Source organism: Puniceicoccus vermicola, from assembly GCF_014230055.1.
GTDB classification, from domain to species: Bacteria; Verrucomicrobiota; Verrucomicrobiia; order Opitutales; family Puniceicoccaceae; genus Puniceicoccus; species Puniceicoccus vermicola.
In genome coordinates, this window is record NZ_JACHVA010000045.1 from 21,456 (window position 1) to 43,184 (window position 21,729).

Here is a 21,729-nt window from a genome sequence, read left to right on the forward strand (position 1 = left end):
ATGAGTTTGAGAATTTGTTAGGATCGGGAGGGGGACCGGTCGGATTCGATCCATAGGTGAACGAGCACCATCAAGGAGAGGACAGTGATGCCTACCGATTGCACGGCGGTGATATGGCTGAAGAGAAGGACGGTGAACCCGGCCGCGGTGGTGAAAAGGGAGAACCTTATGGAGATCGGGAAATGTCCTCTCGAGCGTCGGAACAGTCGATAGAAGACGAGGTAATCGAGACCGATGCAGGACCCGAGAAGCACTCCGGTGAGGTGGAAAAGGTTGAGAGAGTGAAACCAGGCGACGCCTCCCAGAGTGATGGCACCACAGGCCAAAAGAGGAAGGAGGGTCGCGAGACCATCCCGCCACCCCAGAAAGATCAAGAGTCCGGCTGCAATGGCCGTGATCCCAATGAGGAGGGCCTGGGTTAGATCCCGACGGAACCCTGCCATTTTTTTCGAGAAGCTGTTGCTCTGACTTGTGGAGAAGGTGAAAGGAGTCGGTGTCTGTCGAGGTTGCATGGAGCCAGCCCAATACTCTTCGCCATGGGACCCAAGAATGATCTGGAGAGGCCCGCGCAGTTGGCTGGCAATTGTCGCGAGGACTGCATTGGCTCTCTGCTCTTCTTTTCCGCCGGAGACCCGATCGAAGTAGGCTTTCAGCTCCTGAAAGAAAGGGGCGAGGAGGGTGGAATCGATTCCGCGATTTTCCAATTCGGTTTGAAAGGCTTGGATGAAGGCTTGTCCGCGGGGCGCAAATTTTTCGACCGCATCGAGGGTGCTTTCAGTGGGAAGGGCCTCGGCAAGTCCTCCGGGGGCTGCCTCCTGGAGTCGGGAGATTGCTTGAAGATAGCTCGAACCGACTGCGACGGTAGTGGAAGGGGCGGTGGCGGAATCCGATAGGAGAGTGCTCGCCTCGGCTTCGAGCTCGGGGAGCGGGATATTCATAATCCCCACTTCATCTTTCCAGGAAACGCTGAGAAGACCACCCAGAGCGACGAGGGTAAGAAGACTGAAAGCGATCTTCGTGGATAAGCGGGGGAGGCGGAGGGGCTGATGAAAAATGCGTTGGAAGCGCACTCCCGGATGCTTGCGGAAGAAAGGGGGGTAGAGGAATGCGCATATCAGTGCGATCGAAAGCCCGAGAGTGACGATTAATCCCGTATCGCGAATGACCGGATTGTCGGTAAAAATTATCATGGCGAAGCCAATGACCGAACTGACCCCGGCGAGGAGAAGAGAACGAACGAGAATTCGCTGGTTTCCCTCGGTAGCATGGAGCAGGAGGTGGATCCCGTAGTCTACGGAGATTCCAGTCAGGACACTTGCGAACACCAGAGAAACGATGTGGAGTTCCCCCTCCAAAAGAGAAAATACTGCGACCGAGCCGCTCATCGCAAAAAGGACGGGGACGGCAACATGAGCCAAGCTGATCGGCCGTCTGAGGAAAATGATGACAATCGCACCGACAGCCAAAAGGGAGATCAGGTTGAGCCGGGTGACCTCGGATTTGATCTCGGCTCGGCTGGCTTCGGCAAATCGAATCGCCCCGATCCAGGGATTCCCAGAGGCGCTCTCCGAGAGCAGAGGAAGCATCGACTCCTGGACATCGGGCCGGAACGTGTTGCCCTCTAGTTCTGCCCACCAAATCGAGGGGGTTGCGCTCGACGAGAGCGTGGAGCTTGCTGATTCCATTACCGATGGGAGGAGTAGGAGCGGATCCTTTAGGGCATAGTCCTCCATTCCCAAGGATTCGGGGGATTGCAGAAATACGTCAAAATCGGCGGCGGCCTGAGCCCCAAGATCCTCCGGCTCCTTCGGACTTTCGAGTGAGGCACTGTGTACCTTGAGCCAGTGTGGAAAGAAGAGGACGAGACGATTCGAAAAAAGGATCTCTTCGATCTTGGAGGTGTCGCCAATCCCCATGCCCACGGCTCGGATGCCGGGTTGTTCAGCGAGCTGAGCCATTTTCTCCGAGGGGTCCTCTCCATCCACCGAATAAAATACGAGCCGTGATTGATCGAGAATCAGTTGCTCGCGGATGGAATCGACTGGGCTCTCTTGGGTTTCTCCGAGGAAGCCCGCGCTAACATCGAGACTCAGAAAATCGCTCCACGAGATCGTGAGGAGGCGGGCGAGGATCAGAACGCCTAAAGCGGCCAGCGCAAGATATCGCCAGCGCACGTTCACCGGAAATAGGCCTTTTTCTCGTCGGGTGGGAATTCTTCGAGGAACTGATGATTGCTCAGTTCGAAAGTCACTTCTCTTTGAGGGCCCAGGTCGAAAACGATTTTGGTGATCTTCTTGCCAGTCCCATCCAAAGTGATGCGGTCCAAGCGCTCATCGGATAGGTCTTCTCTGGGTATGAGGTTCAGTCTCCAATCCTCTCCATCATCGTTTCGGATTCGGGATACCTCGAACTGTTCCTCGAGGGCTTCGGTGTCGAAGGAGAGGGCGGCGACAAGAGCTTGTTGGAAGGGGAGCATCTCCTCCCGCATCGGGATGGTCCGTTGCGAGTCCTCACTCGTGCGCCGGATGAGGCCTTGGTCGTCGATGATTTGGACTGTTGAAAAGAGGCCGCTATAGTCGAGGCTGAGGCCGAGATCTGAATCATAGCGGAGGGTGCCGGTGTGATAACCGGGGCGTTTGCGGAGAGGATGAGCACGTGTCTCGGTGAACGAGCAGCGAACGGCTTGGGTGTTCTGGATTTCGGTTTCGATCTGCTCCCAGAATGCATCTTCATCGGATGCTAGCAGTGCGGTCGCCATCCCTGTGCAAAGAAAGAGGAGGGTGGCCCAAATGGTCGAGGATCGTCGGAAGTTCATGAGTGTGGAGAAAGAGGCTTTCTACCGTTTGCGAAACAATAGTTTCCAGAGGTAGAAGAATACAAACTGAGAAAGGAGGCGTATGACGAGGAATGTCAGCTTCACATTGTCCCGCAGGTAGTGGAAATGTGAGACCCCGCCCTCGTCCTTGGAGAGATAGCGGCAGGGGACCGGATGCTGGATTGGACGAACTCCTTCCCAGTAGAGACGAACGGCGATTTCCGGATCGAAGTCGAATCCGCGAGCGAAGCGGGTTTTTCGGAGAACGGTGCAGAAGGACTGCAGTGGATAGACCCGCATGCCGAAAAGAGTATCCCCGAGGCCACCCCAGAGGGTCACGACATCCGTCCAGAAAATGCTCAGTTTACGGCCCCAGAGGCGGGCGAGAGGTGCGTCGGATCCGAATTGTGGAAGTCCCATGATCATTGCAGGTTCCTCCTCGGGGAGAAGCCGGATCATGGGGTCGATCTCGTCGGGCGGGTGCTGTCCATCGGCGTCGACGATGACCGCGTGGGTCGCGCCTTCTTTCAGTGCCGCCTCGGCCGCGACGAGAACCGCGGCCCCTTTTCCCCGGTTTTGGGGAAGAGTCAGGATCGAAAATCTTTCTGTCTCCGCAGCGAGGGGAGCGACGGATTCTCCACTGCCGTCGGTGCTTCCATCAATGACGAGGAGCAGGGGGATCTCGGTGTGCGCAAGGACTCCTTCCACGGTTTTCCGGAGAAGGGTTCCCCCGGTGTTATAGGAGGGGATGATGACGATCGGGCGATTCGCACTCATGAGTTCATCTGGAACCAAGCCTTGGCGGAGATCTCCTCACCGCGAGCCACTTCTACCAACAGGCCCCGTTGGGCAGGCCGGCATCGGATAATGACGGTGTCGCCCGGCTTGACCTCTCGCATAAACCGAGAGCGGAGAAGATTTCGCTGTGGTTGATGGACGCCGGCGGCTTCTGCTTGGCGGAACATCCAGTCGAGCATGAGCGCTCCGGGCGCGATCGGGTAGTCATCAAAGTGGCCAGCGAAAAGCTTGCCGTCCTCGGGAATATGGATGGTGGTTTCCTGGCTTCCGCGTTCGAAGACGAGGTGCAGAGGGTCGTGGCGTTGAGAAGTCGATTCAGACATCGGTGGAAATTCCTTCCCGGAGAAGTTGTGAGGTGGAGGCGTGAAGCTCTTGTGCGGTGACGAAGTCAGCCGGTGAGCGTTTGCCGAGATAGTGAATGGTGAAGATGGCGGGGAGAACGGGAGTCTGCCAGAAGGAGTGACTTTTGGTGAGGAGATTGGAGCTCGCCTCGATATAGCAGGCGTGAATATCGCGTCCGGAGTATTTGGATACGACCGAATAGAACCCGTAGAGCTTCTGCAGGGTTTTACGGGTCGAGCGGGTTCCTTCGGGGAAAACGAGGAACTGCCCGCCCTCCTTCAGTTGCTTGATGGCCTCACGGAGCCCTTGTGGGCCCTCTTTGTTGCTGAGGTAGCCGATGGAGAGTGCGGTGGGTCCGAACAGCATGGAGGAGCGCAGGGCGTCCTTGAAAATGCAGAATCCTCGGGGGAGGCGAGTTAGATAGGCGATGGCGTCAAATTTGCTCGGATGGTTGGATACAATGATGGCAGAAGACTCGTTCAGGTCCTTCGGCCAGTTGACGAAATGGACCCTGAGGATCCCCAGAAGCTTCAGGAGCCAGACGAAAAATCGGCTCAGTCTGTTGATCAGTTTCTGAGAGATAAGAGTTCCCTTCGATTTCCAAAAGAGCCTGAGGATGGGACCCGCAATATTGATGATGACGAGGCCACCCGCGAAGACGGACAATGCGATCCAGTAGGCCACGAACTGGTAGAGCCTATACATGGGCGTAGGCCCCTTCGTCCGGGTGGAAGTTGTGCCATATGAAAGGCTGTTCGCGAATGAGCTCCTCTGCGGCGAGAAGAACATCCTGGAAATGCTCTCGGCTCCGGGCGAGGTGCTGACTCTTGCTGTCCTCGGCGTTCGGATAAAATGGGGGAGCGCAGTAACTCAGGGAGCCCCCGCTCCCATCAGGAACACCGAAGGCGAAGAGCACGGGGCGTTCGAAGAGGCGGGAAAAATAGTAGATGGTGAACGGGAAGGTGGTTTCCTTTCCGAGAAATTGGAATTTTTCGACCTTGCGAGCCCCCTCAATGCGATCGCACTTGATTGCCAGTGAACCTCCTTCTTCGAGTGCTGATTTCACGGCGAAGGAAACGTTCTGGGGATCGTCGACCCAGATGAAGTCGAGAGATTGACCGAACTGCTTCGCTGCGAGCTCGGTGTCGGTAGAATTCTCGACGCGAATTCGAACCATGGATACGCGGATGCCAAAATTTCCCAAATGATACCCGAGGAGGTCGGAGTGACCGAGGTGGAAAGTGCCGAAGAGGACAGAGGGCTGCTTCCGCAATATGGATTCAAATTCCTCTCCATGCCCCTCGGCCCAGCGAATCTTGTGTGGGTATCCTTGGCCGGTGCGGAGGACTGCGATGAGTGTGTCGGCGAAATTGAGAAAATGGCGGTAGACATCCCGCAGGGTCGGGGGTCGGTCGAGGACCATCGCAAGATAGGCACGGGAGCCTTTCCGTTGATTTTCAAGCGTGGCGACGGCGATCCATGTGCCGATGAGTACGATCAGTCGGAAAATCGGATAGGGAAGCCACCGGCGGAAGAAGAGAATCAAGCGAAACCCACCGGCTGGACCGGGATTACGATCCTGGGTTGTCGTGCTTTTTACCGCCATTCGAGAGAAAGCCTGGCCTCGGATTGCTGGGAATGCCACGGGCGCCGCTCTTGCACGGCTCGGGTGAAAGAGCCGAGGTCCTCGCCGGGGAGGGCGATGGAGTCCTTCTCCCACTCGAGGCGGCCGATGGCGTTCTCTTCGGAACGGGAGAGTGAGAGGGCGGCGGCAAAGCTCACGGAGGAGGCGAGTCCAATCTCCAGCAGCCAGGTGCCGCTTTCTTCGGCAAAGATGACGAGACCTTCACCTCCAGCGATGTCGAGGCATTGAATTCCGGCAAGGGGGGCACTGGAATCGGCCAACGGGAAGAATCTTTCGATAGGGCACTGAGCCGCGATGAAGACCTGCTCGACTCCACTGGGATGGATCGACGCCTGAAATTTGAGAGGACTGGGCTCGGGGAAACCGTCGACGTATTGTTCCAGCGTCCTCAGCTCAGAATACTCGGTTTGATAAACGACGGTCCGGAAGGAGGACAGATCCATATCCTTGAGAGCGTAGTGGATCATCAGGGCATTGGCGGTCATACGCCGGCGGGCCGATCGGGAAACTCCCTCTTTGAGTTCAGCGAGGGTCTGCCCCTTTTCTCCGAGAAGGCAGGCTCCGGATTGGTGGATGAAGAGCTCTTCAGGCATGTTGGATCAGGCAGCCGGCGTGGGCGCCTCCGAAAGCGTTACTGAGGGAGAGGAATCCGTCGAAGGATTGGCTGGAAAACGATTGCCGGGCGATGGAATCGCTCATGGGAGTTTCGCCTGCGCCTACGGTCCCCGGTATGGTTCCGCTCTCCATCGCGCGCAGGGCAATGGCCAGTTCGACGAGGGCACAGGATCCGAGGGTGTGGCCGAGTGATCCCTTCCAGGAAATCAGCGGGCTATCGGGCATCCGCTGGGCAATCTGGGTCGCCTCCATTCGGCCAGCATCCAGAGTGCCGGTCCCGTGACCCTTGACCCAGAGCTTTTTCCCTTGGATCGCATCGGCAAGCCGGGAAAACAGTTCGATAAATCCGCTTCCATCCGGGGCATTGGCGGTCATGTGAAACATCTCGTTGTAGAGGGCCGGGTGAGAGAGGGTCCAGTCCCCGGAATCGCGACGGATGACAGCGGCCGCGGCGCCTTCACCCAGGCCGATCGACCCGATCTCGCGCTCGGTGAAGGGCTGAGGCAGGACGCCGTTGAGAATGCGAAGCGCGTGAAAGCCTCCGGTCACAAAGGCCGAAAGAAAATCGAAGCTGAGGACGAGGACCCGCTCAGCCTTTCCGGAAGCGATCCACTCGTGGGCCAGATTTAGCCCGAGCTGGGCCGAGACGCAGGCATGAGAGAGAATCTGCTGGTGGGGTCCCCAACCGTATCGATCACAGATCCATCGAATCGACCGTTGCGGCGTGCCGAAAGTTTCGTGACGTCGGTCTCCGGTCTTTCGCAGGGTGAGAACGTGGCCCACCCCAAAGTTACTGCTGCAAAAAATGACGGGGCAGCGGAGGGTTCCCCAAGGCGCGTCGGGAACCCGATCCAAGAGGCGGTCGAGAATCGGGCCCCAGGAAGTCGGGATGGTCGGCTCCAGGCTCCCGAAGAGTGAGAGAGGGACGAGGTCGCTTTCCCAGCGTTCACCGAGAACCGGGGAGGGGCGCAGGCTCACCGTGTCGGCGCAAAGTTTGGCCGCGTTCTCGGTGGAATCCCCGAGAGGAGTGACGCAATCGATCCATTCGATAAACGAGCGGGATCGGGTCTGCAATGGAGTGGTCCCGATCGAGGTCAACGCTTCCGGTGCTCCTCAATGTAGGCGGCGAGTGTTGAAATGGATTTCAGGGCTTTGCGGGACTCCTCGCTCGACTTGATCTTGATCCCGTACTCTTTTTCGAGCTCGAGGACCAGCTCCAGGGCATCGATGGAATCGAGGTCCAGACCGGAGCCGAAGAGGGGCTCATCGTCCGCGAGGTCCGATGGCTCGTAGTCCTCCAGATTGAGGGTCTCGATGGTTAGTTCTTTTAGATGCTGTCTCAGTTCGTCGCTCATGTATCTGTAAGGGGATGAATTATCGGTTTTCGCTCGTTTTTTGCAACTCATACCCTTGCTCGTTTTGCGGGGATTTGGGAGTCGGGGAAGAGCCTTTGGGGGAGCGTTTGAAGGCTTCCTTGATCTCGAGACCGAAGCTGCGGAGTGCGAGGTAGGCCAGACGCATTTTGAGAGTCCAGTTGAAGCCGTAGCTGTCAAACGGGCGATAGGTCTGGTGGTTTAGCTGCCCAAAGCGGCCGGAAGCCCGGCGCCGATTGGCGATTTTTACAAATCTTGCATTTCTGCGGGCCAGAAACCAAACCGCTCGCTTGGCCTTGGCATGGGAGAATGGCGGCCGATTCCAATTTTTGGAGCGAGCCTTCATCAAGGGCCTGACCACCCCGAGGTAATACATCCCCAAATCGGTGCGAAACGCGATGTCCATGATTTGGAGATCGCCGAGGTAGAAGTACTTGTCCTTGTAAATCGCCCGAAACCACCGTTCGTAGCTCGCAGAGAAGTTCTCGTTGTGGCGGTCGATCCGTTGATCGATGAACGATTCTTTCAAGCCCGCGAGAACGAGGCGCGAGGCGGCATTGGAGGTGAATGCGATCCAGTCCATCCCCGGGCTGTAAAAGGGATCGAGGAAGGCAGCGGCATCGCCGACGGTGACCCAACCATTTCCCGCATATTTTTCGCTGAAATAGGAAATCTTGCGGCGGAAGTGAAGATCTCCCTCACACATTTTCGCCTCGGCCATGAGCTCGTTCCCTCCCGGATGACGCTGGATCAGGTCGAGGAGTCGGTCCGCAAGGGAGACGCCTTTGGGGAAGGAGATGAGCCGCTCGTCATAGACCGCGCCGATGCTGGTTTCCCCATTAGAAAGGGGGATGAGCCAGATCCAGTAGCCGTCTCCCATCAGGTGATTGGTGCCGGTGTCCCGGAGCCCGTGCACCCGTGAGCCCCATTGGATGTTACCCGGCTTGCGTCCGAGCTCTTCCCAGTTGGGAATGCCCGTAAATCGCGCCCAGATGGAGGAAATGGGATGTTCGGTATTGGGGTGAATGAGGCCGAGCTTGCGCCCGATCAAGGTAGAACGTCCGCTGGCGTCGACGATCCAGCGAGCCCGCAGAGTGAGTGATTCCGCGCCGGGTAGTTCGCAGTGGACGACTTGGTCCCCGCCCTCGTTCAGTTCGATCTCGCGGACGGTGCAGGGGCGAAACAGGGTGGCTCCGGAATCCTGGCATTGCTGAAGAAGCTCTGCGTCGAGAATCGTGCGGTCCACCTGATAGGAAGGCATGCGGACATTGTAGTGGGGGCCCACCTCTCCGCAGTCGGCGAGACGTTGGGAGCGATGGTTCCCGAAATGAAAACGGAGCCCCTGCTTGATCAAATGCTTCCGGTTCAAATGGTCCGAAAGATTGAGGTGCTTCCCCAGAAAGTAAGCGCTGACCTCGACCGTTGATTCGCCGACGCGTCGACCGAAATCCGTCGACTTTTCGAGGATGCAGAGGCGGCACTTTGGCTTTCGCCGAAGAATCTGCAGGGCCGTGCTGCTCCCGGAGAGAGATCCGCCGATGACGACGACATCAAAATTCAAATCCTGGGGAGGAATCTCGGTCATTGGGGAGAAGGGGACAGGGGAGGTGTAGGCACGAAATGGTAGCGCTCATTGAGGCGATAGAGGCTGAGAATGATCCATAAGCGCCAACGGATTCGAAAAGGCGGGCGGACCTCACCGGCGACGACACTGTTGAAGGCGGGGACGATGCCGAAGGGATTTTTCGGATTCATGAGAATGGCGTATCCCGCGTCGCTATAGAATAAGTCGGTCAGCTTGCGCATCGTCTGCAAACCCTTCTGAAAGCGACGGGTGTAGGCCTTTTGCGCGGCGAGAGGGATGCCTTTCTCTTGAGGGCTATGATTCATGATCGAGTCCGCAGCCGCGATGCCGCTTTCGAGGGCAAAGGCGACTCCCGAGGAAAAGATCGGGTCGATGAAGCAGGCAGCATCGCCCGTGAGGAAATAATCGGCTCCGGCGAAGTTCTGGTAACTGTAGGAGTAGTCGCTCTCCATGTGCACCGGGCCGATCCGCGAGGCATTGGCGAGGCGCTCTTGGAGCCAAGGGGTCTCGGCGAGCGTTTGCTCAAAACGCTCCTCTGGCGATCCGCTTCCTTCTTTCCAGCTCTGCAGGCCGCTGACCCAGCCAATGGAAGTGCGGTCTCCCGCCATCGGAATCATCCAGATCCAACCATCGGCCAGGCGGGTGATCTCAATGTTGCCGGCGCGCTCGCCCGGACGTCGGGGAAATCCGCGAAAATGGGCAAAAACCGCGACGCGCTTGGGATACGGCAATGACTCGTCGGGAAGTTTTAAGTGTTTCCCGAGGATCCGGTTGCGGCCGCTGGCATCGATCAGGTAACGGGCCGTCTTCTGGGGGGATTGCCCATTTTTTTCGTAAGACACGGTCCATCCTCCGCCTTCATTGGATTGGACTTGATGGATCCGGGCGGGTTGTTCGATGGCCGCTCCGGCTCCGCGGGCCCTTTCGAGAAGCAGGTGGTCAAATTTTGCCCTCTCGACCTGAAAAGCGCTGGTCAGATCCTTCCGCATGCCGTCGGAGAACTGGTTGATCACCTCCTTGTCCCGGGTCGGAGTGGTGAACTCGGCTCCTCGTTTTTCCAGAAAACCGCCTGCCTGAATGTCTTCGAGGACTCCTAGTCGACAGAAGGAGCGGTTGGCCGAGGGCAAGAGAGATTCTCCAATATGGAAGCGAGGAAACGTTTCTTTCTCGATGACCGTGACCGGATAGCCCGCCTGCGCGAGAAGGATCGCAGCGCTGCTCCCGGCAGGGCCGCCACCGAGGATGATCGTCTCCGGTTTCATGGACTCCTATTTTCCAAAGAGCGGGTAGAGGGCGACCTCGATCTCTACTTTGAGTTCGGCTCGGCAGATATCGGCCTCGAGCCATAGGACTTCGTCTCGATCCCGAAGAAGATGGGCCCCGAGTAATTCTTCGACGACAGCGCGGTCGTGACGATCTCGGAGGTAGACGGTGAAATGCCGATGAAGTTGTTCGTCGACGAGACCGGGAACGACTTTCTCCCGTTCGGCCAAGATGCTTTGCAGGTTGCGAATGGTCTCTTCGGTCTGGCTGCGAATGTCGTCTCCTCCAACGCTCTCGTGTCCACGCACGGCGGCCGTTCCCGAGATGAGGCTGATGGGGACGCCCCGATGAATAATGGTTCCCCGCGAGAAACTGGGAGGCCTCGGGCCATAATCTTTCGGATAGCGGTAGGCGGGAACCTGCAGAGGGTTCTCGATATGGTCGACTTTATCGGGGCCGAAGAGAGCGAGGACGATGAAATCCTCTCCATGGCATCCGAGCCCGGAGGCCGACGGCATTAGTGCGACGGAGTCGTCTCCAGCGATCGCGTGAAAAGCCTTGCTGCGTCCCGAGCAAAAGGCGCGATAGTTTTCCATGCCTCCTCGCTCCTCATTGATTTTGGGAATGTAATTCCAGACACGATACAAGCGGTTGTCTTCAATGAAGGTGAGCAGATCCCGGTAGCGCTCTTCGACGATCGATTCGAGTGAATCTCCTATGGGCTGGATCCCGATTACCAGATGAATTCCCAGATGCGGTAGAAGGTAAACGTTCCAGCCTTGCTCGTCATCGGTTTTGACGGGGACGGCTTTTGAGGAAAAGGGAACCTGCCCTCCCAGAAACGGGAGGGGGAGAATGATCGAGGTCAGTTCGGGTTGCCGAAGAATTTCAGCGTGAGTCCCGTCGAAGAGAATTCGCAGCTGGTGTTCGGATGGCGTGTTCGGGGGCATGTTGTGTTCGGATCCGTGCAATCGGAGAAGAAAAAGCCAAATTGGCGTGAAAATGAAAAGAAGGCGATATTACGGACGAAAATTTGCCGTTTTTCCAGCGGATTTCAGCGCCAAAGAGACCTGAGGGAAGAGACGGAGCAAATGGGGAAGGAGCAAACCGAGGATTTTGCGAGTTCCGATCCGACTCGGAAGCATTGCTTTTGCTCTTTGACCGAGGTCGGGGGGGCTCTATCGTCGATGGATGTTAGAGGATTCTGGAGCGGAGTCGAACCGTTATGCGATGCTTATCCGAATCGTCATTTTTGGAGCGTTTTTCGGAGCTTCCCTGTTCCTCATTGCAAAGCATGGGCTGGATTGGGTCGAGCATCTGAGTCCCGGCTATTTTTTGATCGCGATGATCGTCCTGCCGACTGTTGGCGCTCCGATTTCTCTCTTTTACCTAGCGGCGGGGGGGCTCTTTCCTCCGCTTCCGGCAATCCTGATCGGCCTGATCGCCTTATTGGGCAACACCACTTTGGGGTATGGAATCGGTCGATGGGCCTTGGGGGAGATGACCCGCACCCAGTTGCTGAAGCGCTGGCCGAAGATTTTCTCGCCAAGCCGTCTCAACGGGATTCGGGCCGTTATCCTCATCCGCTCGGTTCCCGGAGTTCCCTTTTGGATCCAAAATGTGGGTCTAGGCGCCGCGAAGTTGCCATTTCTCCCCTATCTAGCCCTCTCCGTCACGATCCAGGGAACCTTTCTCACGGCCATGGTCCTGAGCGTGAGTGGCCTTTTGGAGCAGAATCATGCCTACCTGCTCTTGGGCTTGCTCGCATTGATCGGAGCCTTCGCCCTCAGTCGCTATTTCCTGAGCTGGGCCCGGCAACAAGAAAATCAGGAAGATCCGGCGAGCTGAAGATTTTTGCGAAGAACTCCGGGGATGTCGTTCACCAAGGACCGGCTGCTTCAGCTGCCGTCGCGTCTGAGCGGCTATTCTAGTAGGGGCGCAGCTTCAGCTGCCCCCATCGCGTTTTTTTTTCGGAACGGCCACCCGAGGAAGATCTTCCGCGACCGCAGGACCGCGCAGCTAAAGCTGAGCGACTACTTTTTCGGCGACTCACCCAAGGATCGTCTGCTTCAGCTGCCGCCGCGTCTGAGCGGGTATTTTAGTAGGGGAGCAGCTTCAGCTGCCCCCATCGCGTTTGTTCCGGACGGCCTCCGAGTAAGTCCTTCCGCGCCCGCAGGACCGCGCAGCTAAAGCTGAGCGGCTACTTTTTCGGCGACTCATCCAAGGATCGGCTGCTTCAGCTGCCGACACGTCTGATCGGCGCGTCCCCCCCAGCCGCCCTCAATGGTTCTCCTCCGCATCTTCCTTCTTCTCGGCGGCAAAGATGGTGATGTCGGCGGAGGTGAGGCCAGTGATCTGCTGAGCGCGTTTCAGGGCATCGCGGGTGGAGACGTTGGGGTTTCCTTCGCTGTAGCGGAAGAAGTTCTCTTCGCCGAGTTCGGCCATGAGGCCGGAGCGCTGGAAGATCTTGTCGATTTCTTCGTGAGCACCGCTGACGAGGAAAGCGCAGTTGTTTTTTCGCGCGAAACGAATGAGATCCATGATCGTCAGGGCGGCCGTTGCGTCGAGATGACGGGCGTTGCGAAGGCGCAGGATGATGGCCCGCTGATTGGCGTGGCTGACCATGCGCCGCATCTGCTCAAGGAACAGGTCGCTCGAGGCGAAGAAGAGGTCGCCTTCGACGTGGACAATGGCGATCTCCGGTCGCTTTTCCTCCAGACCTTCAGGGGTCAAGTTGCCGCGATCGTCGAAGGTAATCTCCTTCATATTGGGGCGGGCGGCCTTGCGGACGAAGAGGACAATCGAGGTGATGGCCCCTAAGGCGATGGCGGTGTCGAGTGGGAGGGCGAGGCCTCCCAGAAAAGTGGCGAGGAAGACGGCGAAATCACTCTTTGTGGTCCGGGCGATGACGCTGATCTCAGCGCGATTGATGAGGGTGAATCCGACGATGATGACGACCGTAGCCAGACTGGCTTTGGGGATGTAGCCGATCAATCCCCCTACGAGGAAGAGGATGATGACGAGAAGGGTTCCGCTGAGAATACTGGCGATAGGGGTGGCTGCCCCACTGCGGAAGTTGAGGGCCGATCGGGTCAGCGAGCCAGATACCGCCATTCCCGAGCCGAAGGCCGAGACCATATTGGCGACGCCAATACTCATCATCTGCTGGTTGACATCGACCCGGTCGCCAGCTTGGGCGGCCAGGGCTTTGGAGATGGAAGAGCTCTCAAGGAGAGAGAGAAAGGCCACGGCGAGAGCCGGTCCGACGAGCTGGTTGATCTCCGCCCAGTGTAGCGAGGGGATTGAAAGGGGCCAAGCGGCGGCGTTGATCGGCGAGAGCATTTCAAACTCGATGCCGAGCGGACGCATCAGAACGACGACCAGAGCGGTGAGAACCAAGCAGAGGGCAACGGTCGGGATGCCCCGGGCAAATTTTTTCAGGGGAAGGTAAATGGCCAGAGTAATGCCGGCGATGAGGGCCGATTCCCATTGGGTGCCTCCAATGCCCTTGAGAAGATTCCACAGGGACTCGGCGAAGGTTCCCGCCCGGGGGACGTGGAGGCCCAGTACGGTCTTGAGTTGATTGACGATGATCAGGAACGCTGCCGCGGTGATATACCCGACGATGACCGCTCGAGAGACAAATTGGGTGATCGCAGAGATGCGTAGGAGGGCTCCGCAGATCATAAAAAGGCTGACCATGATCAGCAGCAGGGGCATGGCCACCACCGCTTGTGCCTGCGAGTAGCCGAGGGTGAGGAACGTACTGAGGAGCATGACCGCAGTCGCGTTCGTCGGCCCCAGCATGATGAAGCGGGAGCTGGCGAGGAAAGGGCCGGTAATCGACGCCAAGGCGGAACAAAAAACCCCCATTTGGACGGGGAGTCCGGCGATGAGGGCGTAGGCCATGCCTTGGGGGAAATCGAGGAAAACCACGTTGATCGCCGATTTCCCGTCGGCCTTGGCTTTCGCCCAGCTGTAATTGCGAATCGTCTTGCCGAGGGGGAATGGATGAAGCCCGGTTGACCGAAGTAGTTGTCCCGTTCGTCTGATTATGTGCACCCGATTGATCCTTTAAGCCTTAGTCTCTTGGGGGAAATGAGGGATTGAGTTTGAGGACATCGCCGGGGTTGATTTGGAAGACTCCGATGTCCGAGGGAATTTCGTCGTTGAGCAATAGCTCGGCGGAAATGGATTCTTGAGTTTCGTTGGTCCAGACCCACTCGCCGATACCGGTCATTTCGAGACGGACGCCTTTTTCGAGGGAGAGACCCGGGCCTTCGCCACGGAGGTAGATCCCATTTTGGATTCCGACGAATGCGGAGGCGATGATCTTCGCCGGTTTTCCGGTGGCTTTGGGCTCTTCCTTTGGGGGTTCTTCAGTCTCCGTAATCGTGGCGGGAACTTCCACGGGGGCCTCCTCGGTTTCTTCCAAGGAAGGTTCTTCCGGTTCCGGGATTTCGTCTTCGGCGACTGCATCGGGCTCGCTTGGCTCGCCGGGAGGGTCCTCCTGGGGAGAAGCGGGTTCGGCCATCACTTCGTCAATCGGTTCTTCTTGGGTGGGAAATTCTTCTTGTTGGGAAACTTCTTCTGCCGGTTCCTCGCCCTCGGACTCCGGTTCGTCGGAGTGTTCGTCTTCCGGTCCTTGGATTTCGTCTTCGGCAATGGAATCGGGTTCGCTCGGCTCGCCGGGAGGGTCCTCCTGAGGAGACGCGGGTTCAGCCATCACTTCGTCAACCGGTTCTTCTTGGGTGGGAAACTCTTCTTGCAGGGAAACTTCTTCTTCCGGCACCTCGCTCTCGAGTTCCGGTTCGTCGGAGTGCTCATTTTCGACGATAATCTCTTCAGTCGCGGCCGGATCATCCTCGATCTCAACGGATTCGGCGGATGGATCAGGCTCTTCTTCTGCCACTGCTTCTTCGACTTCTTCCGGCTCGGGCGTCGTTTGAGAAGGGCTGGATTCTTGGGCACCGTAGATTTGGAAGCGTCGGAGTTCGTCCAGTTTGGTTTCCAATCGCTGGATCTCGCCCGAAAGATTGCTCAGGCCCGTATCGACATATTCCTGGGTGACGGCATGGGCGGAGAGAATGCGAAGATCGTCGTGAAGCCGCTCGATGTCGTTGTTGAGTGGGTTCAGGTCTTCCAGGCGTTTCAGAATTTCGCTGGGGCGGTCGTCCCTCATCGAGAGACTTTTCTCCATCGCCTCACCGAGCTTTTCTTCGACGAGATCGGGCAGGCGCTCCGAAACGACGCGCAGGGGATTGTCCTCAATCTTGCGTTCGCGGAGTTCTTCGACGATTTCATCGGCCTTCGCGATGGCCGCTTTCAGGTTCACGCTCGCCTGGGTCGACCGGGATCGGTTCAGGTTTAAGAGTGCGAATTGATCGAGAAGAAAGGGGAGAAGGGTGAGGACTCCACCGATGGCCAAGCAAAGAACGACGAGGAGGACCGTTGCGATCGACCAGGGATTCGGGCCGAAGAAGACCAGGGCGGCCGCCAATCCGGCGAGGAGAATGTTTCCCGCGATGAAGGGGGCTTTCGGCGTTTTTCGGTATCTTACAGGCGTCTCGCTCATTCAGTTGCTCAAAAGTTCCTTTCTGAAGAAAGTTGGGCTGCGTTGCAATCCGCAATACGGAGACGGTCACTGTTGCCACTTGATTTCGGTGTCTGACCTTTGACGATGCAGGTTCGTTGACTTTGTGCCGGAATCCCTGCGTGCTAGAATGTCTACGGTATATGGAGACGTTATCCTCGCATCATTTCGGTTCAAGGGACCGTAAGGGCCTCTTGGCCTTCCTACAATATTGCCAGCACCAGGCCCAATCGGATGGAAAGCCGCGGATCGGGAGTATTGCGCTGCAGGTGAGGGACCTCGACCCTCTGGCGGTTCTCCAATCGATCCGGGAGGTCGGAGAGCCTCATCTCTATTTGGAAAGAAGGGCGGTTTCCGTTTCGGGGGCAGAGTCTGTGGCCTTTCTGAATGCGACGGGGCCGGAACGTTTTCAGGCCGTGCGCGAGTTTACCGAGAGCTGGTCGTCGCGGATCATTGCGACCGGGGATCTCGATGGGTGGTTCTCGGGGCCGCTGTTTTTTCAGGCCTTTGCCTTTGCCGCGGGGAATGAGCCCTCCGCCACGGTTTTCCTCCCCAAGTGGCAAATTTGCCGGACTGAACGGGAGTGCATTGCCGTGGCGAATTTGTTGATCGAGCCGGAGACTGTCCTTGAGCCGGAAGCCGATCGGGTTCTTCGAGCCCATGGAGCCTTTTCCAATCCGTCAGGATTCGCCTCAGTGGAGGCCCCGCATCTCGGTTCGGTGAAGATTCGCCGGGAGGATCCGGAGCTCTATCGGGCTCGGGTCAGCGAAGCCCTGCACTCCATTGGCGAGGGTCGAGTTGCGAAGGTCGTCCTCTCCCGCTGGATGGAGCTCATCGCCGAGAAGGATTTTCGCCCCTTGGAGACCTTGAGGGGATTGCGTGAGGCTTATCCGGATTGTTTTGCCTTCTCCTACTCCCGGGGTGAGGGCGCGAGTTGGATCGGCGCCACGCCGGAGCGTCTGATTCAACTGAGTGGTGGGCGGTTTGAGACCGAAGCCTTGGCTGGCTCGGCTCCCCGGGGGCAGAGTCTCGCCGAGGATACGGTTCGGGGGCACGAACTCCTCTCCAGTGATAAGGATCTTCGAGAGCACGCCTATGTGGTCCAGACCATCCGCAAAGGTTTGGAGGAGCTGGGGCTCTCGCCGGAGGTTGGGCAGCATCCTCATCTCTTGCGGCTTTCCAACGTGCAGCACCTTCGCACACCCATCTCGGGAGTTCTTCAGCCGGAACGGGCGCTTCTGGATTTCACGGAGCGCCTCCATCCCACTCCCGCTGTCGGCGGAGTCCCGCGGAATGCGGCCGTGGAACTGATCCAAGAACTCGAACCCTTTAGTCGTGGCCTCTATACCGGATTCCTCGGCTGGCAAAAGCCGGGAGGCGAGGGGGAGGCAGTGGTCGCCCTCAGAACCGCGAGAATGGAAGGCAAAACCGCCCGACTTTATGCAGGAGGAGGAATTGTCGAAGGGTCGGATCCGGATCAAGAGTTGAAAGAGACCGAGTTCAAGCTCCTCGCGATGGCTCATGCACTCGGAGCAGATCTCTAGAGTGCGGTTTTGGGCGCGATTGGGCACTTTTATCTCAAGAAGATCATCATCAGGATTGGCTGAGAGGGGCGGGAATCCGGTCTCGAAGATGATTTGCTCCGCCTCCCACTATAACGATAACGATTGATGTCAAAAAGACATGCTAATAGTTTTTAAAATGTTAGTATTCGGGGCCTTCGGGGAATTCGTTGACTTGCTCCGTGACAAAAGCATCCTCTTATTTGAAGTGACTCATGACAACAGATAGAGCGGAAACCAGTAAGACTCCCTCTCGGTTGAAGGGCTATTGGTCATGGGATCTGGTCAATGACCATATCCGATGTTCTCCGACCTGTCTGAAGATTTTTGGCTACGGACCGGAGAGAGCGGTTCAGTCGATGGCTGAGGCTGAGAAATTGATCCATGAGGAGGATATTGATCGCTATCGGGAAAACCTCCGAGCTCACTTCGAAGAGGGGCGCCCTTACCAGATTCATATGCGGCTGCTCACGGGTTCCGGCAATTACATCAAGGCGATTTCGCAAGGGGAGGCTGTGCGCGACGCCGATGGCAAAGCGGTGGAGATGGCGGGAACTTTGTCCGCGTTTGACCCGACGGATCTTTGCGATGGAGATCCCAAGGTCGGGACCTTGGATTGCACGGAAATTATTACGGAAATCGGGGAGATCGCCCGAGTTGGCTGGTGGGAAAACGACTTTACCACCAATCGGGTATTTTGGTCTGAACAGGTGAAGAAGATTCATGGGGTTCCGATTGACTTTTCCCCGACGTATCTCGAAGCGACTGAGTTCATGATTGAAGAGGATCGGGCGCAATTCTTCGATCTCGTTTCGGACGCCAGGAAGAAACTTCAAAGCTATGATTTCGTCGCCCGAATTCAGACGAAGGACGGGAAGATTCGGTGGCTGCGTTCGATCGGGAAGCCGATTGTGGAGAAAGGCATCTGTGTCGGTATGCGGGGCGTCTGCCAGGACGTGACCAAGGAGAAGGTCGCGGAGCAGAAGGCCAAGGAAAAAGATGACCGCTTGAAACGCGCCTTATCCTTCGCCCAGACTGGAATTTTTGAGTGGAATCTCCGGACCGATGAAGTTCATTGGGATCGGGGTTGTTGCCTGATCAATGGGATCGATGCGGATGAGATGCGTCTCCCGATCCAGAAGATTCGATCGAAAGTCCACGAAGACGATCTTGAGCGATTCGAGGAGGCGATCGGCTCGCTGAAGAACGTAGGGGATCAGTTCACTATGGAGCATCGGATCATCGGAATCGATGGTGTGGTCCGATGGGTCTTTGTTCGGGCCGAAATCGTGGAGTCTCCCGGCGGAGTTTGGCGCTTAGTCGGGATGGCCATCGATATCACCGAGCGCCAAAAAGCGAAGGAGGATTTGGTTCAGGCCAAGGAAAGAGCCGATCGGGCGAATCGTGCGAAGTCGGAGTTCCTCGCGATGATGAATCACGAACTGCGTACGCCGCTGAGCACGATTATCGGCCCCTGCGAGCTCGCGCTGCAGATTGCTGAAGATCCGGAAATCCGAAGATTCCTGGAATTGTCGATGGAGTCGGGACGCCACCTTTTGGATTTGATCAACCGGGTCCTCGATCTGGCCCGCATCGAATCGAACGAACTGGAGCGGGAGGATCGCCGTGTTTCCATTCGCCCGTTCCTGAGAGATTTTCTAAAGCCACTGTCGAGCAGTGCCATGCGCAAAGGGATTTCGCTGGCGCTTGAGTTCAACTGTGAAGACGAAATCGTGATCGATCCAGTGGTGGTTCGCCAGGTCCTCTACAACCTTGTCGGCAATGCGATCAAGTATTGTGGCGGAGGCCGGGTGAGTGTTTCTGTCCGTTCGGATGAGGAGGAGCTTGTCCTTGCGGTTAAGGACCAGGGGCCGGGAATCAGCGAGGTCGAAAAAAAGAAGATTTTCCATCAGTTCCATCGTGTCCAGGATGGCGACGATGGCCGCGTCGAAGGCACTGGCCTCGGTCTGGCGATATGCCGCCGATTGGCGGATCTGGTCGGCGGGTCTCTGGAAGTGGAAAGCGTGGAGGGGCATGGGAGCACCTTCATCTTCCGAATGCCAGTTGGGAAACTCTCCAAAGAAAGCGAGTCGCAGCCCCCGCGGAAATTCGTTCCCTACAGTCCGTCGCCGGGTGCCTATGATAAGAATGCCCGGATCTTGGTGGTGGAAGACAACGAGCCCAATCGTGCATTCATTGAGGCCGTGGTGCGTTCCATCGGTCTTCCCTTCGATTCTTGCGAGAGCGGGGAAGAGGCCGTCGAGAAGTTCTGCCCGGGCGTTCACCGAGTTGTCCTCATGGATATTTATCTCCCCGGTTACAATGGCGATGAGGCGGCCAGAAAAATTCGCGAAAAGGCGGACGGAGAAAAAGTCTACATCATTGCGCAGACCGCTGGTGTCGCAAACAAGGATCGGGATCGCCCGCTCTTCGAGGGAATGGACGACTTCGTGCCAAAGCCGATTGGGCTTTCGACCTTCACGGAAGCCATCAAGCGAGGCCTCCGCGGCTCCCGCTCCTGAGAAGGCTGTCGGTCGCGGCCAGTTGGAGAGAAAACGTGGCCTGAACGATTAGGCTGATTGGCCGTCTTTGAATCCGTCAGCGTAGGCCGTAAAGACCATCTGAATGCGGTCGCGGATCTCCCGGAATGCAGCGAGAATCTCCTCTTCGCTCCCTGTGGCCTCTGCCGGGTCGGGAAAAGACCAGTGGTGACGGGTGACCTTGCCGGGAAAGACGGGGCAGGCCTCGGCGGCATTGTCGCACACCGTAATGACGATGTTGATACCGGTATCGAGAAACTCTTCGAGATGCTTGGAGGTGTGCCCGGAGATATCGATTCCGATTTCCTTCATGGCAGCGATGGCCTTCGGGTGTACGTATCCAGAGGGATTGGCGCCCGCGCTGTAGACTTCCATGGAGTCTCCCGCCGCTTCGCGGAGAAAGCCTTCGGCCATATGACTGCGGCAGGAGTTGCCGGTGCAAAGAATAAGAATCTTCGAGGGAATCATGTCTTTCAGAGTTCGGTATATTTGTCCGATCTCCCGCGCGCCTTGTCCACCGGATATTTGGCAGCGTTGTGTGACATTTTCTTTTCAATCGTCTCCGCCAGATCGGTGTCGGTCATATTGGCGAACTCGATGGCATAGATGACGATGTCGGCGAGCTCCTCGCGGATCTTGGCAATCTTCTCAGGGTCGTTGGCGATCTTCCGGGAATCCGCCGATTCCATCCAGAGAAAGTGCTCAAGCAACTCCCCCGATTCGGCCGCGATCGCCATGGAAAGGTTCTTGGGCGAATGAAATTGTTCCCAGTCGCGCTCCCGGGCGAAGGCCAGAACACGTTCTTTAATTTCGAGGAGGCGAGTTTCGTTATCTTTCATGGCGCGCCCCGAATTCCATAGGGATTCGATGAGGATGGCAAGAGGGAGTCGAAACCGCATACCGGGCCGAAGGACCGGCTTCCAGTAGGGGCGCAGCTTCAGCTGCCCCCATTGCGTCTGTTCCGGGCGGCACCTCGGGGAAAACCTTCCGAAACCGCAAGACCGCGCAGCTGAAGCTGAGCGGCTACTTTTTTCAGCGACTCACTCAAGGACCGGCTGTTTCAACTGCCGCCTCGTCTGAGCGGGGATCCTAGTAGGGGCGCAGCTTCAGCTGCCCCCATCGCGTCTGTTCCGGACGGCACCTCGAAAGACCTTCCGCAACCACAGGACCGCGCAGCTAAAGCTGAGCGGCTACTTTTTTCGGCGACTCAGCCAAGGACCGGCTGCTTCAGCTGCCGCCTCGTCTGAGCGGGTATTTCAGTAGGGGAGCAGCTTCAGCTGCCCCGATTGCGTCTGTTCCGGACGGCACCTCAGAAAGACCTTCCGCAACCACAGGACCGCGCAGCTAAAGCTGAGCGGCTACTTTTTTCGGCGACTCAGCCAAGGACCGGCTGTTTCAACTGCCGCCTCGTCTGAGCGGGTATTTCAGTAGGGGAGTAGCTTCAGCTGCCCCGATTGCGTCTGTTCCGGACGGCACCTCAGAAAAACCTTCCGCAACCACAGGACCGCGCAGCTAAAGCTGAGCGGCTACTTTTTTCGACGACTCACCCCAAGGACCGGCTGTTTATGCTGCCGCCGCGTTTTAGTGGGGATCCTAGT

The 21,729-nt window shown here is 57.4% G+C and carries 19 protein-coding genes; 3 read left to right on the top strand and 16 right to left on the bottom strand.

From position 1 onward, the window contains the following. Nucleotides 1–17: 17 nt before the first annotated feature. Genes H5P30_RS04535 through H5P30_RS04590 form a run of 12 tightly spaced genes read right to left on the bottom strand, consistent with a single transcriptional unit; the run spans nt 18 to nt 11,386 of the window. Nucleotides 18–2,180, bottom strand: coding sequence for an MMPL family transporter (locus H5P30_RS04535; RefSeq protein ID WP_185691768.1), 2,163 nt, complete (start codon nt 2,178–2,180; stop codon nt 18–20). Beyond that, nucleotides 2,177–2,815 carry a LolA family protein gene (locus H5P30_RS04540; RefSeq protein ID WP_185691769.1) on the bottom strand — a complete coding sequence of 213 codons (639 nt, stop codon included), beginning with the start codon at nt 2,813–2,815 and terminating at the stop codon, nt 2,177–2,179. The genes H5P30_RS04535 and H5P30_RS04540 overlap by 4 nt, the downstream gene beginning before the upstream one ends. A gap of 21 nt (nt 2,816–2,836) precedes the next feature. Further along, the gene (locus tag H5P30_RS04545; protein WP_185691770.1) at nt 2,837–3,592 is read right to left on the bottom strand and encodes a glycosyltransferase family 2 protein; all 756 of its coding nucleotides are present in this window, start codon (nt 3,590–3,592) and stop codon (nt 2,837–2,839) included. After that, on the bottom strand, nt 3,589–3,936 hold the full coding sequence (locus H5P30_RS04550) for an ApeI family dehydratase (protein ID WP_185691771.1): 348 nt from the start codon (nt 3,934–3,936) through the stop codon (nt 3,589–3,591). Before H5P30_RS04550 ends, H5P30_RS04545 begins: the two co-directional genes overlap by 4 nt. Next, nucleotides 3,929–4,660: a lysophospholipid acyltransferase family protein gene (locus tag H5P30_RS04555; RefSeq protein ID WP_185691772.1), complete on the bottom strand. Its 732-nt coding sequence runs from the start codon at nt 4,658–4,660 to the stop codon at nt 3,929–3,931. The genes H5P30_RS04550 and H5P30_RS04555 overlap by 8 nt, the downstream gene beginning before the upstream one ends. After that, nucleotides 4,653–5,561 carry a hypothetical protein gene (locus H5P30_RS04560; RefSeq protein ID WP_185691773.1) on the bottom strand — a complete coding sequence of 303 codons (909 nt, stop codon included), beginning with the start codon at nt 5,559–5,561 and terminating at the stop codon, nt 4,653–4,655. The genes H5P30_RS04555 and H5P30_RS04560 overlap by 8 nt, the downstream gene beginning before the upstream one ends. After that, nucleotides 5,552–6,193, bottom strand: a complete 642-nt coding sequence (locus H5P30_RS04565) for a hypothetical protein (RefSeq protein ID WP_185691774.1) — start codon at nt 6,191–6,193, stop codon at nt 5,552–5,554. Before H5P30_RS04565 ends, H5P30_RS04560 begins: the two co-directional genes overlap by 10 nt. Continuing rightward, nucleotides 6,186–7,289 (bottom strand): beta-ketoacyl-[acyl-carrier-protein] synthase family protein, encoded by a 1,104-nt coding sequence (locus H5P30_RS04570; RefSeq protein WP_185691775.1) that lies wholly within the window; start codon nt 7,287–7,289, stop codon nt 6,186–6,188. The genes H5P30_RS04565 and H5P30_RS04570 overlap by 8 nt, the downstream gene beginning before the upstream one ends. 20 nt (nt 7,290–7,309) lie before the next feature. After that, nucleotides 7,310–7,570, bottom strand: coding sequence for a phosphopantetheine-binding protein (locus H5P30_RS04575; protein ID WP_185691776.1), 261 nt, complete (start codon nt 7,568–7,570; stop codon nt 7,310–7,312). A gap of 19 nt (nt 7,571–7,589) precedes the next feature. Further along, a complete protein-coding gene (locus H5P30_RS04580) occupies nt 7,590–9,173 on the bottom strand; it encodes an NAD(P)/FAD-dependent oxidoreductase (RefSeq protein WP_185691777.1) in 1,584 nt (527 codons plus the stop codon). Further along, nucleotides 9,170–10,435: a tryptophan 7-halogenase gene (locus H5P30_RS04585; protein WP_185691778.1), complete on the bottom strand. Its 1,266-nt coding sequence runs from the start codon at nt 10,433–10,435 to the stop codon at nt 9,170–9,172. Before H5P30_RS04585 ends, H5P30_RS04580 begins: the two co-directional genes overlap by 4 nt. Nucleotides 10,436–10,441: 6 nt before the next feature. Next, the gene (locus tag H5P30_RS04590) at nt 10,442–11,386 is read right to left on the bottom strand and encodes a chorismate transformation FkbO/Hyg5 family protein (RefSeq protein WP_185691779.1); all 945 of its coding nucleotides are present in this window, start codon (nt 11,384–11,386) and stop codon (nt 10,442–10,444) included. 241 nt (nt 11,387–11,627) lie between these two features. Here H5P30_RS04590 and H5P30_RS04595 point away from each other — a divergent pair, with 241 nt between their 5' ends. Continuing rightward, nucleotides 11,628–12,284, top strand: coding sequence for a TVP38/TMEM64 family protein (locus H5P30_RS04595; protein ID WP_185691780.1), 657 nt, complete (start codon nt 11,628–11,630; stop codon nt 12,282–12,284). Nucleotides 12,285–12,716: 432 nt separating this feature from the next. Here H5P30_RS04595 and H5P30_RS22410 read toward each other — a convergent pair whose 3' ends face one another. Both H5P30_RS22410 and H5P30_RS04605 read right to left on the bottom strand, forming a co-directional pair. Next, entirely contained in the window at nt 12,717–14,498 is a 1,782-nt protein-coding gene (locus tag H5P30_RS22410; RefSeq protein WP_185691781.1) for a SulP family inorganic anion transporter, read from the bottom strand. Between the two features lie 19 nt (nt 14,499–14,517). Next, nucleotides 14,518–16,011, bottom strand: a complete 1,494-nt coding sequence (locus H5P30_RS04605) for a hypothetical protein (protein ID WP_185691782.1) — start codon at nt 16,009–16,011, stop codon at nt 14,518–14,520. A gap of 161 nt (nt 16,012–16,172) precedes the next feature. On the opposite strand from H5P30_RS04605, the gene H5P30_RS04610 reads away from it, so the two are divergent. Together H5P30_RS04610 and H5P30_RS04615 are read left to right on the top strand one after the other, a co-directional pair. Continuing rightward, nucleotides 16,173–17,573, top strand: a complete 1,401-nt coding sequence (locus H5P30_RS04610) for an isochorismate synthase (RefSeq protein WP_185691783.1) — start codon at nt 16,173–16,175, stop codon at nt 17,571–17,573. A 233-nt stretch (nt 17,574–17,806) separates the two neighbouring features. Then, the gene (locus H5P30_RS04615; RefSeq protein ID WP_185691784.1) at nt 17,807–20,113 is read left to right on the top strand and encodes a PAS domain-containing hybrid sensor histidine kinase/response regulator; all 2,307 of its coding nucleotides are present in this window, start codon (nt 17,807–17,809) and stop codon (nt 20,111–20,113) included. 48 nt (nt 20,114–20,161) lie between these two features. Here the strand turns inward: H5P30_RS04615 and H5P30_RS04620 are convergent, their stop codons facing one another. Both H5P30_RS04620 and H5P30_RS04625 read right to left on the bottom strand, forming a co-directional pair. Next, nucleotides 20,162–20,599, bottom strand: coding sequence for an arsenate reductase ArsC (locus H5P30_RS04620; protein ID WP_185691785.1), 438 nt, complete (start codon nt 20,597–20,599; stop codon nt 20,162–20,164). A 5-nt stretch (nt 20,600–20,604) separates the two neighbouring features. Next, nucleotides 20,605–20,970 carry a nucleotide pyrophosphohydrolase gene (locus H5P30_RS04625; protein WP_185691786.1) on the bottom strand — a complete coding sequence of 122 codons (366 nt, stop codon included), beginning with the start codon at nt 20,968–20,970 and terminating at the stop codon, nt 20,605–20,607. Between the last annotated feature and the right edge of the window lie 759 nt (nt 20,971–21,729).